The organism is Numidum massiliense (assembly GCF_001375555.1).
GTDB lineage: Bacteria > Bacillota > Bacilli > Thermoactinomycetales > Novibacillaceae > Numidum > Numidum massiliense.
Genome location: NZ_CTDZ01000009.1, coordinates 2,442,247 through 2,455,333, shown reverse-complemented (window position 1 = coordinate 2,455,333; position 13,087 = coordinate 2,442,247). Strand labels below are relative to the sequence as shown.

At 49.6% G+C, this 13,087-nt stretch carries 13 protein-coding genes; 12 read left to right on the top strand and 1 reads right to left on the bottom strand.

Features of this window, described 5'->3' with window-relative positions; all coding sequences use genetic code 11:
* The first annotated feature begins 58 nt into the window (after positions 1-58).
* From BN1247_RS11640 to BN1247_RS11590, 12 genes are all read left to right on the top strand, one after another.
* On the top strand, positions 59-1,414 hold the full coding sequence (locus BN1247_RS11640; RefSeq protein WP_054950537.1) for a PTS galactitol transporter subunit IIC: 1,356 nt from the start codon (positions 59-61) through the stop codon (positions 1,412-1,414).
* A 172-nt stretch (positions 1,415-1,586) separates the two neighbouring features.
* Positions 1,587-2,237 carry a class II aldolase/adducin family protein gene (locus BN1247_RS11635; protein WP_054950536.1) on the top strand — a complete coding sequence of 217 codons (651 nt, stop codon included), beginning with the start codon at positions 1,587-1,589 and terminating at the stop codon, positions 2,235-2,237.
* 255 nt (positions 2,238-2,492) lie between these two features.
* A complete protein-coding gene (locus tag BN1247_RS11630; protein ID WP_054950535.1) occupies positions 2,493-2,723 on the top strand; it encodes a hypothetical protein in 231 nt (76 codons plus the stop codon).
* A gap of 298 nt (positions 2,724-3,021) precedes the next feature.
* A complete protein-coding gene (locus BN1247_RS11625) occupies positions 3,022-4,203 on the top strand; it encodes a KamA family radical SAM protein (protein WP_054950534.1) in 1,182 nt (393 codons plus the stop codon).
* A gap of 239 nt (positions 4,204-4,442) precedes the next feature.
* Positions 4,443-5,054, top strand: a complete 612-nt coding sequence (locus BN1247_RS11620) for a hypothetical protein (RefSeq protein WP_147675238.1) — start codon at positions 4,443-4,445, stop codon at positions 5,052-5,054.
* Positions 5,055-5,075: 21 nt separating this feature from the next.
* A complete protein-coding gene (locus tag BN1247_RS11615) occupies positions 5,076-6,560 on the top strand; it encodes a DUF6792 domain-containing protein (RefSeq protein ID WP_315969689.1) in 1,485 nt (494 codons plus the stop codon).
* On the top strand, positions 6,557-6,721 hold the full coding sequence (locus BN1247_RS17780; protein WP_157360864.1) for a hypothetical protein: 165 nt from the start codon (positions 6,557-6,559) through the stop codon (positions 6,719-6,721). The genes BN1247_RS11615 and BN1247_RS17780 overlap by 4 nt, the downstream gene beginning before the upstream one ends.
* The gene (locus BN1247_RS11610) at positions 6,718-7,050 is read left to right on the top strand and encodes a hypothetical protein (protein WP_054950531.1); all 333 of its coding nucleotides are present in this window, start codon (positions 6,718-6,720) and stop codon (positions 7,048-7,050) included. The genes BN1247_RS17780 and BN1247_RS11610 overlap by 4 nt, the downstream gene beginning before the upstream one ends.
* A 628-nt stretch (positions 7,051-7,678) precedes the next feature.
* Positions 7,679-8,113 carry a peptidylprolyl isomerase gene (locus BN1247_RS11605; protein WP_054950530.1) on the top strand — a complete coding sequence of 145 codons (435 nt, stop codon included), beginning with the start codon at positions 7,679-7,681 and terminating at the stop codon, positions 8,111-8,113.
* A gap of 321 nt (positions 8,114-8,434) precedes the next feature.
* Positions 8,435-9,526: an iron ABC transporter substrate-binding protein gene (locus BN1247_RS11600; RefSeq protein WP_054950529.1), complete on the top strand. Its 1,092-nt coding sequence runs from the start codon at positions 8,435-8,437 to the stop codon at positions 9,524-9,526.
* Positions 9,526-11,154: an ABC transporter permease gene (locus BN1247_RS11595; RefSeq protein ID WP_074011139.1), complete on the top strand. Its 1,629-nt coding sequence runs from the start codon at positions 9,526-9,528 to the stop codon at positions 11,152-11,154. The genes BN1247_RS11600 and BN1247_RS11595 overlap by 1 nt, the downstream gene beginning before the upstream one ends.
* Positions 11,126-12,181: an ABC transporter ATP-binding protein gene (locus BN1247_RS11590; RefSeq protein WP_054950528.1), complete on the top strand. Its 1,056-nt coding sequence runs from the start codon at positions 11,126-11,128 to the stop codon at positions 12,179-12,181. Before BN1247_RS11595 ends, BN1247_RS11590 begins: the two co-directional genes overlap by 29 nt.
* On the opposite strand, the gene BN1247_RS11585 is transcribed toward BN1247_RS11590, so the two are convergent.
* The gene (locus BN1247_RS11585) at positions 12,167-12,982 is read right to left on the bottom strand and encodes an undecaprenyl-diphosphate phosphatase (RefSeq protein WP_054950527.1); all 816 of its coding nucleotides are present in this window, start codon (positions 12,980-12,982) and stop codon (positions 12,167-12,169) included. The genes BN1247_RS11590 and BN1247_RS11585 overlap by 15 nt on opposite strands.
* Positions 12,983-13,087 lie beyond the last annotated feature (105 nt).

The following is a 13,087-nucleotide window of genomic DNA, read 5'->3' as shown; positions in this document are numbered from 1 at the left end:
TTAACCACCCAATCGCTTCACACCATAGCATCACAATCGAGAAGGGAGTAACGAAAAAATGGCTGCTCTAGAGTCGGTTGTTAACTTTATATTAGGGATGGGGGCACCCGTGTTTGTGCCGCTCATTATGATCATCGTCGGTCTCATCGCCGGAATGAAATTTAGAGATGCGTTTTCTGCCGGTTTAACGCTCGGTCTCGCCTTTGTCGGGATGAACGTCGTCGTCGGGTTTATGATGGACGCCGTCGGTCCGGCAGCGCAAAAACTCGTGGAAAACACAGGCGTACAACTGACCGCAATCGACGGCGGTTGGCCGCCGATGTCCACCCTCGCTTGGGCTTGGCCGTACGCATTTTTCATGTTTCCGATTCAAATTGTGCTTAACTTAATCATGTTAGCGTTCAAGCAAACAGATACGCTGAACGTCGACTTGTGGAACGTATGGGGGAAAATTTTCACCGCCGTATTAGTGATTGGCGTTTCCGGTAACGTGACCCTCGCGTTTTTAGTCGCTTCGATCCAAGTCATTCTCGAATTGAAGCTGGCCGACGTCAACCAAAAACAAATTGAACAGTTGACGCAAATTCCTGGGGTTACGTGTACGCACGGGATGATGATGTTTTCGGCGGTGCTACACCCGCTCAACCGCATGCTCGATTTCATTCCGGGCATGAATAAAAAAGTCGACGCTGACTACTTGAAAGATAAGATCGGAATCTTCGCTGAAAACCACGTGATGGGCTTCATTATCGGGATTTTGATCGCCGTCGCCGCCCGCTATTCATTCTCCGACACGCTGACACTCGGTGTACAGGCGGCCGCTGCGCTCACGTTGTTCCCGATGGTGGCAAAACTGTTTATGCAAGCTTTGGCGCCGCTGTCCGACGCCGTGTCCGAGTTTATGAAGAAGCGCTTTGAAGGCCGGGAGTTTTACATCGGGTTAGACTGGCCATTCATGGCGGGGCGGAACGAAGTATGGGTGTCGGCGATCATCGTCGTACCGGTGATCTTGCTATTAGCCATCGTTTTACCCGGTAACAACATGTTGCCGTTCGCCGGGATCATTAACTTGTCTGTCGTCGTCCCGGCGCTAGTCGTCACTGGGGGCAACTTGCTCCGCATGATTATTTTAAGCTTACTGACGACGCCAGTCTTCTTGTACGCTTCAACGTTCTTCGCGCCGACGATTACTGATCTGGCGAAAACGACCGGTGTCGTCGATGTGCCGAAAGGGCAAATGCTCTCGTGGTTCTCAGTTGAATCGCCTGTGTTCCGCTACAGTTTTGCACACGCGTCTAACTTTGAAGCGATCGGCGCCATACTGGCAATCGCTTGGGTAGCGATGTTCGTCTGGTACTACCGTTGGATGAAGAAGCGCTCAGAACAAATCGCGAAAGAAATGGACGCCGCCTGATACAGTTCGCTGATCGGTGCCGCACATGTTTACCTTTGCGACATCGGTCGGTACCTGAAAGGCAATGCAACAGCCAGTTAAGTTTTTCGTTTAGACTTCGTGCACCGATTGGCGCGCGATATAACAATCGGTGCACGATGTGACAATCGAAGTAACGGGGGAGCTACTGCCAATGATGTACCTTGAAGAACGCGCAGATTTATGTAAAGTCACCAAGATGATGTTCGACAGGTTTATTACGAATGCCGCCGGCGGTAACATTAGCGTCAAAATGAACGACGAACACTTTATTATGACCCCGACGCTTATGTCACAAATGAAGTTTGGCCGCTTAGAACCGGAAGAGATTATCGTCATCGATCGGGAAGGTCGCGTAATCGAAGGAAACGGTAAAGTGACGCGCGAGTTTAATATGCACGTCGCCGCATATGATGCGTTGCCTGAGGCGGGCTCCGTTCTCCACGCTCACGCGAAAGAATCGATGGTGTTTGCCTCGCTCGGCTTAGAGATGCCACACCTATGTGAAGCGACGCGAAAATTAGGTGAGATTATCACCTTGCCATTTGCGCCGGCGACGAGTAAAGAGTTGGCGCACAACGTGAAACAATATTTACAAACGCGCAAAGACGACTTGCCGATCGCTACACTGCTTCGCGAGCACGGCATTCTCGTCGTCGACAAAACGTTGCGCAAAGGGTATGACATGCTGGAACGGATCGAGTACAACGCCTACGTAAACATGCAAGCGAAATTGTTCCAACTGACGGGGGACTATCAACCGGGCAAGAAGGAAGAGGCGTTTAACTACAACTTGGAAGAGTAGGGCGGTACGCAAGATTGCATTTAACCCAATAGCTGTTGAGGTGGTGCGATAAGTGTTACGAGCCTGTGAGATTAAGTAATCGAGTGCTTATTGCGCCGCCCAACGGCGAAAATGAGTAAGCGGCGAAAATCGGTCGGTAGCAGAAGAAAATAGGAGAAGATAGGTGGCCGACCAGTGAAACTGGTCATAAAGTCACTGGCAAAAGTGTCTGACTGTAGGTTGTGGCCAATATCGAAAAGCGGAGGGAGATCTTACGTGATACGGAACAAGTGGATCTGGTACGGGTTAGTGTTAGTGGCCTTGAATTTCCTGCTGTTTAGTTTTGCTTATAAAAATCCGTGGCTGGCAATCGCCGCGTTCGCCTTAGCGCTATTGTTAAAAAAAGATTACCACCGCATTCCGCTACCAAAGTATGTTCGGACTAATAACGTGTATTCGGCGCAGCAGAACAAAGTAATTCGCGAAGCGGAGAAAGAGGAGGAGTGATTTACTGTAAATGCCTGCATGCATTGGCATCTGCGAGCCAATGTGGCTTTTTTTCCTCCTGTAGCCTCCGTAAATATTTTATTATTAAACATCCATTCTATTCTATTGCTCGATTTAGATAAAAACCTTATTTAACTTTATTTTAATATAATAAATTACGAAATATATATATCTTCGATAAAAACCGGCGAAATCCCGCAAAACGATGCTAAATTAGACGTTGTGGGTGTTTTTATGTTATGGTATAGAGGAAGAATATTCGTGCGATAACATAAAAAGGAAAGAAGGGATCCTACCTATGGCGCAACCAAAGTACATTACTAACATTGATAGGATTACGCAGATTCCGGAAGAGGAGCGGGAGAAGCTCAAACCAATCACGGATAAGTTTGTTTTTCGGGTCAACGACTACTATTTAAGTTTAATCGATTGGGACGACCCGCAAGACCCGATCCGCAAACTCGTCATTCCGAACACTGGTGAATTGTCGGAGTACGGACGCTGGGACGCTTCCGACGAAGATACGAACTACGTCGTGCCCGGTTGTCAGCACAAATATAAGACGACGGCACTGTTAGTTTGCTCCGAAGTGTGTGGGGCGTATTGTCGCTACTGTTTTCGCAAGCGCTTGTTCCGCCACGACGTTAAAGAAGCGATGTCCGACGTCGAGCCGGGCTTGCAGTACATTAGCGAACATCCGGAGATTAACAACGTGTTGCTAACTGGTGGGGATCCACTCATTTTGGCGACGAAAAAAATTAACATGATTCTTGAGCGGCTGCGCGCAATCGACCACGTTAAAATTATCCGAATCGGCTCAAAGCTACCTGTGTTTAACCCGATGCGCATTTACGAGGACGAAGAGTTGCTTGACGTCATTAGCAAACACTCGACGCCGGAAAAGCGCATTTACATTATGGCACACGTGAACCATCCGCGAGAAATCACAGAACAAGCGCGAAAAGGCTTCCAAGCGTTACACGATGCCGGAGCGATCGTCGTCAACCAGACGCCGGTGTTGAAAGGGATCAACGACGATCCGAACGTGTTGGGCGAATTGCTGGACAAGCTGTCTTGGGCGGGGGTCACGCCGTATTACTTCTTCGTCAACCGCCCCGTGCGCGGCAATAACGATTTCGTTCTCACGTTGGAAGAAGTGTACAATATCGTCGAACAAGCGAAAGCAAAAACCTCCGGACTTGGGAAGCGCGTGCGCCTCTCCATGAGTCATACGTCTGGGAAAATTGAAATTTTGGCAATCGAAGATGGAAAAGCTTACTTGAAATACCACCAGTCGCGTGATGGCGAGTACGGGAAGTTTATGGTACTTGACTGCCCGTCAGACGCCTCTTGGTTCGACGACTTACCGGGTAACGAAGCATACTGGCACGAGCCGGAGAAAAAAGTTGACGACGTCGTATCCGTTAACGAGATGAGTGACATGCCAGAGAAGAAGAGGAAAACTCTACAAAGGGCTTAATTTATATAACAGCTTCATTCAACAGGTGACGGTTGAATGAGAGAGATAATCCCCCACCCGTTTAATACAGCAGCGGAAGGGGGATTATTTTATGAGAGAGTAATATGAGAGAGTAATATGACAGAGTAAGTAGTAATCTAAGCTACGGGAGTGAGGGTATGCGCCTTCGATGGACGAAAACGAAGCTCGCGTTTGTTATCGTAATCGCTTTCGCGCTATTAACGGGAGGAGTTTTTCTAATGAAACAGTGGCAAACACCGGATACACCAGCGTTTAATGATGCGTTTACGCGCGAGTTTTTGGATAAAGATGCAGAGACGCCGGAAGGCTTCCATTTATTTCGGTCTGGGACGGGGTACTACACAATCCTTTTTCCGGAAAACTATGTGCTAGTTGAAGAATCGTATTATCGGAAACGAGGAGTAAGTTCCACGGAACATCCCGATACAGAGAATGTCTACATGCACCAAGACGGCGTGTCACCGAAAGAGAATAAATTAATCAAGGGGATAAAGCTGTTTTTAAAACCGGATGGGAATGTCATCGTCGATACTCGAATAAGATCGATGCTCAGAAAGATCAACGCTCCAGCTGATACCGAAGTAAAAACGTTCAAAGACAACAACAAGACGGTATATTGCGCGGAAAACGTCGACGAGTATAAGGAGGGGGATGCCAGTACTGATAAAACGTTTTACTTCTATGGGTTTATTGTACATAATGTTTCGAAACAGGCGCTGTATTTTAACCTTGAACATACATGTTTTGACAGCCATAATAGGTGTCCGATCGATTTTGAAAAAGAAAAAAAGATGGCGTTGCAAATGATGAAAAGCGTGGAGTTTCAATAAGGAGCAAGCGAGGTGATCGATATGGAGAAGAAGCAAGACCTGTTAAATGACCTCATTCGGGCGCGTTTAACGAGTGTCGAATACGACGGCATAACGAAAGACGATGTGGAAAAGCTGTACATCCTCGAGTACGGAGAATTACCGCCGAAATTTGAAATTATCGATTCGAGTAACCTAGGCATCGGCAATCTATCAGGTTTTCATGCAACGGCCATTCACTTCTACGACAAAGATGTGAACGAAGTGTACATCTTTGAGCGGGGGACTGAAGCCGATCCTGAACAATTTTCTAAGTCGTGGAAGGAATGGCTTAGCACCTTAATAAAGTATAAGAAAAACCCGGAAAAACTGAAGGAAATCGTTTTTCCGGGGAATGAAGACATGCACTACGATGCGTATAGTGTATTGATGGGAGAAGACCAATCACAGACTGAAGATGCACAAGACTTTATTGATCGTGTCATACAAAAAGTGAACGAAAAGAATGCACCGAGTAATGCGGATTACTACCTTGACGGTCACTCACTGGCTGGAGCAGAAGTGCAAATGATCCTCGCGACGATGGGGGGGAAAATAAAAAATGCCCACGTCTACAACGATGCGCCAATGAATGTTTACAACATCGTTGTTATTCACGACGGGATTAAGAAAAGAGTCAAACGTAAATTTAATGTTGATGTCAATGATCCTAAAGAGCTTAAAAAAATCCCCCCAGAGGACCTAATCCCTATCATCGACGAAGAACTGGGCAAATACAGTGACAAAATCACGTACTACTGGAACGTGCAGGATTTGTTAACAAGTTTAAATTTACCTTTCGCTTATCGGTTGACGAACGACAAGAACGTCGTCATGCTCGATTCGAATCCGGAGAAAGGGCGCCCAGACGACTTAGTGAGTAAATATCCGCTGACTACGCGGACGCTTATGGGTATTCTCCATCAGGCAGATAAGGGAAAAGGGCTATCTTACGCTGAGATGTTCATATTTTTGAGTATAGGATTAAACGCGCAGTATTTGCCGCGATTTATGCAGATTTCGCTTGAACGAGAACTAGCTGATCTTCTCAAAGAAATGGAAGAACTAGATTTTGAAGGTCATATGCAAGATGTTCTCGTAGGAGCCTTGGCAAAAAACTTCGGGCGGACCATCATCGATAACGAGGAAATTATTACGGTGAAGAGCCCGCACGGCGGGAGGACTATTTGGCTCAATATTGAAACCGCCTACACGATGTATAAGGATGGACAGAGTTTACTGTCCAAGAAAAAGGATAAATTACCGGACGTTGAGAAGGCGTTTCAACAATACGTCCTCGATGACTACGATGACCACCTTCACAGCGTACAGAGCAAGATGGATGAGATAGAAGCAGATCCGCATGCGTTTCTACGCATGCGTTTCTATCGGAAGGGGATCGGTATACGCCTGACGCGAAGTACCATATCAAATATAAGTATTTCCGCTTTACCGAGGACATTCCGACGACAGTCCCCGACGGTATGAAGGAAATCGTCGACGGAATGCTCGGCAATTTGCGCGACGAGTGTCAGCGTCAAGAAGACTTAATTGATCGGTATAAGGAAGGGATTAAGACGTTAGCTGCGGAGGATCAGCGGATTGCCCTATTGTTTGATACATACCTTGAAAGGAGTAATGGGAAGTGACGAAAGGTGCCACCCAGGTGATTACGGGAGAAAACATTGAAGCATCAGTAGAGAATGCGAGGAACACGTTGCGGAAGGCGCTATCCGAAATTAATGGAATCAATAGTGAACTTATTAGCAAGCTAAAAAACAATGAGTATTGGTTTAAAGGCGCCTTCTCTGATGCTTTTAACGATCGAGTGGACAAAGAGAAGGAAAAGGTCCGTCAATTAGATGCTCACAATAAAGAGGAGATAACCAAGGTGGGTAATCAATACGAGCAGTTGTTGTCTAGCATTTCCTTCGTCGATTATGAGTACGAAACGGAACTCGTATCTACCGGTTCATGATGAAGAAGCACTTCCCTTAACAGCAGGGAATACGTCGACTACCGTAAGTTCGATAGGATGGATTCTAGTCATTACGCGGCCAAAGGCTAACGCTGCGATCCACGACGTATCGAAGGCGCGTACGATTGGTGCCGATTCCCCTTTACGCGATCGGGTCGTACGATTAGGCCGCTCACCCAATTATGTCATGAGACACGCCCTACGTTTAGTAGAAACCGTCAATTGTTTACTTGCACAAGTTGCCTGCGAACTAAGTACTTCCGAAAACACACTGCATCGCTAGGTTAATTGACCGTTTTTTTGCAGCTGAGTAATCGTAAGAGAAACTCATCGCACTACCGTATGTAAACGCCCTAACTGTATCTAACGAGAAGGCTGTTTCCGTGGGCGCGCAACGACGTGTAGCACTGCCTGCACCGTTCGAGGCATAAGGTGTGGAACTGTCCTTGCGGATCGTGTAGTATGGAGGTTGTTGTGTCTGTACAATGAACAAGTAGTGATTTCCAACAACGCATCCTTTGCATGACTCGTGGCTCGCGATGTATGAGCCAATAGCTCCTTTGCAACGGTGCTGTGAGCAGGCGACACGATCGATCAAATGATACGGAAACGAACAGGGGGCTTACAAATGAAAAAAGGTTCTATTTTATTGGAGAACGGCGAGAAGATTACGATTGAGTTTTATCCGGAGGCGGCGCCGAATACGGTCGCTAACTTTGAAAAATTGGCTAAGGACAAGTTTTATGACGGCTTGACGTTTCACCGCGTCATTCCCGGGTTTGTCGCTCAGGGAGGTTGTCCACACGGCACCGGTACGGGTGGCGCGGGCTATACGATTAAGTGTGAAACGGCGGGCAACCCGCACAAACACGTCGCCGGATCCCTTTCGATGGCTCACGCAGGTAAAGACACGGGAAGTTGCCAGTTTTTCATCGTCCATGAGCCACAGCCACATTTGGACGGGGTGCATACCGTATTTGGCCAAGTGATCGAAGGGATGGAGGCTGTGCTAAACATCCGTCAAGGCGACGTGATGAAAGAAGTGACGGTGTGGGACGAATAAAACGGTGTGGCGAAGCGGGACGAATAAGAGACGAATAAGATAGGAAATGCTTAATGTGTCAGGCCTGGAACCGATCGCTCGGTTTCCAGGCTTGTTTTCATTCGCGGGAAACCGTGTGGTTACACGAATTGTTTTAATGTGCCCTTTTCTCGCATCCTTTAACAAACTATTTTAACAAAAGAACCAATGGAAAACCGCATCGCGCGAGTGTAGACGTTCAACGATGATACACATACAATGATTGACACCTACCGAATAAATTGCTTATACTGAACTTAAGTGATAATGATAATCAATAAGTTGTATAAAGGAGATACTCGCATGATTCGGAATAGACATTTTCAATCACGGCTTTTAATAGGTTTTTTTTCCCTGTTGCTAGTAGTCTCCCTCACGGCCTGTGGCGCCGGGGAGAGCCAGTCGACAGGGGGGGATCAGGAGAAAGCGGCCGACAAGTCTTCCAACTCCTCCGACTCCAAACAACCGACGCTGACGCTGTACAACGGTCAGCATAAAGATGCGACACTCGCACTCATTAAAGCATTCGAGGAAAAAACCGGTATTAAAGTAGAAGCGCGCAAAGGATCGAGTAACGAATTGGCGCACCAAATAGCCGAAGAAGGGGATAAATCGCCCGCCGATCTCATCTACACAGAAGAGACGACACCGCTCATTATGCTGGCGGATAAAGGGCTTTTAGAAAAAGTTGATGCGAAAGCAAGGGAACACATTCAAGAGCAGTATACCGATCCCGACGACCAGTGGGTAGGGATTACAGCCCGGTCGCGCGTCGTCTGTTACCACCCGGAGCTTATTAAAGAAAGTGACCTGCCGAAAACAGTGCGCGATTTTGCGAAAGACGAGTGGAAAGATAAAGTGGCTTACGTTCCGACGAGTGGCGCTTTTCAAAAGCAAGTGTCGGCAATGATTAAGTTGCACGGCGAAGACAAAGCAAAAGCGTGGCTGGAAGGCTTGAAAGCGAACGGGAAAGTTTATAAAAACAATAAGATGGCACTCGAAGCGGTCGAACGCGGGGAAATCGAAGTCGCGCTCATTAACAACTACTATTGGGACCTTGAAGCGAAAGAAAAAGGTGCCGACAAGATGAAGTCGAAACTGTACTTCTTTGGCAATAAGGACATCGGCGACATGATTACCGTTTCCGGAGCCGCTGTATTAAAGTCGAGTAAAAATAAGGAAGCGGCGCAACAATTTCTCGAATTCGCCACGAGCGAGGAAGGTCAGAAAATTTTAACGGACGTGAGTGCCGAATACCCGTTAAATGCGAAGGTGACGACAGAAGGTATTAAACCGTTCTCCGAGCTTTCGCCGCCAGAAGAAACGCTCGACCTCGGCGACCTGAGTGATGGGCAAAAAGCACTCGAACTATTGCAAGAGGTGGGCTTGCTTTAATGCTACTCGCCTCACCGACCAATCGAATCAGACGTATGAAGGGGCCGCGGCGGCAACGTCCTCCGGCGTGGCTCCTTTTGCCTGTATTTATTTTAATTGTCCTCGCCGCGCTACCGGTTTTGTACGTCGCCCTACGGGCCTACGAAGCGGGCTGGGAGACGGCGCTAAAGTTAATTTTCCGGCCGCGCGTGTACGAGTTGCTGCAAAATACGCTAATGCTTTCTGCCTCGGTGACGGCTGCCAGCATGGCGATCGGCGTGGCGACGGCGTGGTTTATCGAACGAACCAATTTGTGGGGCCGCAAACTGTGGAACGTCGTCGTGACGTTGCCCTTTGCTGTACCCGCATTCGTCAGTAGTTACAGCTGGGTGTCGATTAGTCCTTCTTTTGAAGGGTTTGTTGGGGCGGTGCTCATCTTAACGTTATCGAATTACCCGCTCATCCACTTGCCTGTTGCTGCTGCTTTACGGGGCATGGATCCTGCTTTAGAGGAATCGGCGCGTTCACTCGGATACAGTGCGTGGCAGACGTTTTGGCGTGTCACGTTACCGCAGCTTCGCCCTGCGCTGTTCGGCGGGGCACTACTGATCGCGTTACACATGTTAGCGGAGTTCGGTGCGCTGTCACTATTGCGCTTTGATACGTTTACGACGGCAATTTTCGACCAGTATACGGTCGTATTCGACAGTACGTCGGCGGCGATGCTCACAACGGTGCTCCTTGCGTTGTGCGTGGCGATTTTAGGATTGGAACTGCTCCTACGCGGACGCACGCGCTATGCGCGAGTGGGGACGGGAGTCGCGAGAAGTCAAAGGCGGTTTCAGCTCGCTTGGCGCGGGCCCTTCGTCTTTCTCGGCTTTTGTGTACTGGCCTTGCTCGCTGTCGCAGTGCCGCTTGGAAGGCTCATATACTGGCTAATGACAGGCACATCAGCTGCCTTTTCGGCGCGGGAAGTACTCACGGCGCTAACGACGACGCTTTCCCTCGGCCTTGGCGGGGCGTTGCTCACGATCGTGTTAGCGTTGCCACTCGTTATGTTGTCCATTCGCTACCGGGGGCCATTCGCAACGTTAGCTGATCGCTTACCGTATTTTATTCACTGTTTGCCGGGGCTCGTCGTCGGGTTGACGCTCGTCTTTTTTGCCGTCAACTATGTCAATCCACTGTACCAAACGACTCCGCTGTTACTTATCGGCTATGCGATGCTGTTTTTACCGCTCGCCCAATCGTCGATTCGCGGCGCGGCTGAACAGGCTCCAGAGCGGTTAGAAGAAATGGCGCGCACGTTAGGTAAACGCCCGTTAGGCGCTTTTTTTACCGTGACGTTGCCGCTTGTCTTTCCCGGCATCGGCGCTGGAGCGGCGCTCGTGTTTTTGCAAGTGATGAAGGAACTTACTGCGACACTGTTGCTGCGGCCGACAGGGGTGGAGACGTTGGCTGTGCAAATATGGGAACATACGACGAACGCCGAATTTGCTGCGGCGGCACCTTATGCGGCCATCCTCATCCTCGTTTCCGGGTTGCCGGTGTATGTATTGACGATGCGTTCTTTTACAAGTGGAAAAGCGAGTGGAAAAGGTGGAAAAGAGGGATTCACACATGAAAGCACTGCGGATCGTCGGGCTTAATAAGTCTTTTGACAGTGTAAAAGTTTTAAAGGATGTCTCTTTAGAAGTAGAGGCGGGACAGATGCTCGCCGTCCTCGGGCCGTCCGGTTGTGGAAAAACGACGTTACTGCGGTGTATCGCCGGCTTCGAACTTCCGGAGCGTGGCGAAATTGAAGTCGGGGGAAAACGCGTTTACGGGGAAGGCGTGTACCTTAAACCGGAAGTGCGCCGCATCGGTTACGTGCCACAGGAAGGCGCCTTGTTCCCGCACTTGACGGTAGAAAAAAATGTCGCTTTCGGGTTGTCGCGGCAACTGAAACGCTCGGGACGGGTAATGGAAATGCTGGCACTCGTCGGTATGGCTGGTTTTGCGAAGCGAATGCCGCACGAATTATCCGGCGGGCAGCAGCAACGGATCGCACTCGCGCGGGCGCTCGCCCCATCTCCTAAACTCGTTTTGCTCGACGAGCCGTTCAGTGCACTCGATGCTGGCCTTCGCGCGTCGCTGCGCGAAGATGTACGTCACGCACTCAAAGAAGCTGGCGCAACGGCGGTGATGGTGACGCACGACCAAGAGGAGGCGCTGTCGATGGCCGACGTCATCGCCGTCATGCGGCAAGGGCATGTTGTGCAAACGACGGATCCCGTTTCACTGTACAAATTTCCCGCCGACCCCGCTGTCGCGACCTTTATCGGGGAAGCGACGATGCTACGGGCCAAAGTGTGTGACGGTGCGATCGATTGCCCCCTCGGCCGTTTAGACGTCGCCCCGTGCTGCCCCCAGCAGTGTGAACGGGCGACGGTAATGATCCGGCCCGAACAGTTTACGATTGGCGAACTTGCTGACGGGATTAGCGCGCGTGTCGTCGAGACGACATTTTACGGTCACGATGCTCTCGTTCGCTTGCGGCTGGACGAACACTTTGGCGGCTTCGCCGTGAACGTGCGCACGTCAGGTATGGAAAGTTACCAGCCGGGGGAGCGCGTCGGGCTTAAAATTAACGGTGCTGTCATGGCCTACCCGGAAAAGCAGCTACAAAAAAGTTAAAATTAACGTCCCAGCAATCCAACAGTAAAAAGCGAAGTAGACCAATTTACCGCGCCGCATCACGTCGATAAAAATTTTTAGCGAGACGTACGTGGCGAGGAAAGCGGCTAAAAAGGCGACGATGTACGGAATTGTCAGCTGTTGGATGAGCGGATCGCGCCACATGTCCGGCACTTTCAGTATCGTCCCGCCCAAGCTAATCGGGATATAGAGCATGAAGGAGTAGCGCAAAGCCGTCGGGCGGTCGATCCCGAGGGCCATTGCACTGACGAGCGTCGCCCCGGAGCGGCTAATGCCAGGGATGAGTGCTACCGCCTGTGCACCGCCGACGAGGAGTGCGTCTTTCACGGACATGTTTTTTTCTCCTTTGTGGCCGCGCAGTTTGCGGATAAGCCACAGGGCGACACCCGTGAGGAGCAAGGTGACACCGACGATCGACACTCCCGTCAACGTCTCGGAGATGACGTCGTCGAAGAGAAAGCCGAGCAGAGCCGCTGGAATCGTGCCGATGAGGATATATAGTGTAAATAAGTACTCCGTTTTCGCGCGTGGTTCGCGCTTAGCGACGTAAGTGGCGCAGTTTGTGACGATACGGCGCAGGTCCTCGCGGTACACGTAGAGGATCGCTAACAGCGACGCAAAATGGACGAACACTTCGAAGCTTAAGCCTTCAATTTCTACCCCTATGAGTGCCTGCAAGACGACGAGGTGACCGCTCGAAGAAACCGGAATCGGCTCGGTCACTCCTTGCAGCAAGCCCAGCAGCAAATATTTTAGAAGAACAATGATATTTTCCTCCATACCAATCCCCCTGACGTCTTTCGTATCCCCTACCAACGGATGTTAACTGCCAGCTAATGAAGTCATTAGCTAGCTAACGTTTTTTTAAATGTGGACATCCTGTCT

Excerpts from the sequence above, each read along its gene's own strand:
- BN1247_RS11640 (WP_054950537.1), top strand. The coding sequence starts at position 59 with ATGGCTGCTCTAGAGTCGGTTGTTAACTTTATATTAGGGATGGGGGCA.
- BN1247_RS11635 (WP_054950536.1), top strand. The coding sequence starts at position 1,587 with ATGATGTACCTTGAAGAACGCGCAGATTTATGTAAAGTCACCAAGATG.
- BN1247_RS11625 (WP_054950534.1), top strand. The coding sequence starts at position 3,022 with ATGGCGCAACCAAAGTACATTACTAACATTGATAGGATTACGCAGATT.
- BN1247_RS11620 (WP_147675238.1), top strand. The coding sequence starts at position 4,443 with ATGAAACAGTGGCAAACACCGGATACACCAGCGTTTAATGATGCGTTT.
- BN1247_RS11615 (WP_315969689.1), top strand. The coding sequence starts at position 5,076 with ATGGAGAAGAAGCAAGACCTGTTAAATGACCTCATTCGGGCGCGTTTA.
- BN1247_RS17780 (WP_157360864.1), top strand. The coding sequence starts at position 6,557 with ATGAAGGAAATCGTCGACGGAATGCTCGGCAATTTGCGCGACGAGTGT.
- BN1247_RS11605 (WP_054950530.1), top strand. The coding sequence starts at position 7,679 with ATGAAAAAAGGTTCTATTTTATTGGAGAACGGCGAGAAGATTACGATT.
- BN1247_RS11600 (WP_054950529.1), top strand. The coding sequence starts at position 8,435 with ATGATTCGGAATAGACATTTTCAATCACGGCTTTTAATAGGTTTTTTT.
- BN1247_RS11595 (WP_074011139.1), top strand. The coding sequence starts at position 9,526 with ATGCTACTCGCCTCACCGACCAATCGAATCAGACGTATGAAGGGGCCG.
- BN1247_RS11590 (WP_054950528.1), top strand. The coding sequence starts at position 11,126 with ATGAAAGCACTGCGGATCGTCGGGCTTAATAAGTCTTTTGACAGTGTA.
- BN1247_RS11585 (WP_054950527.1), bottom strand. The coding sequence starts at position 12,982 with ATGGAGGAAAATATCATTGTTCTTCTAAAATATTTGCTGCTGGGCTTG.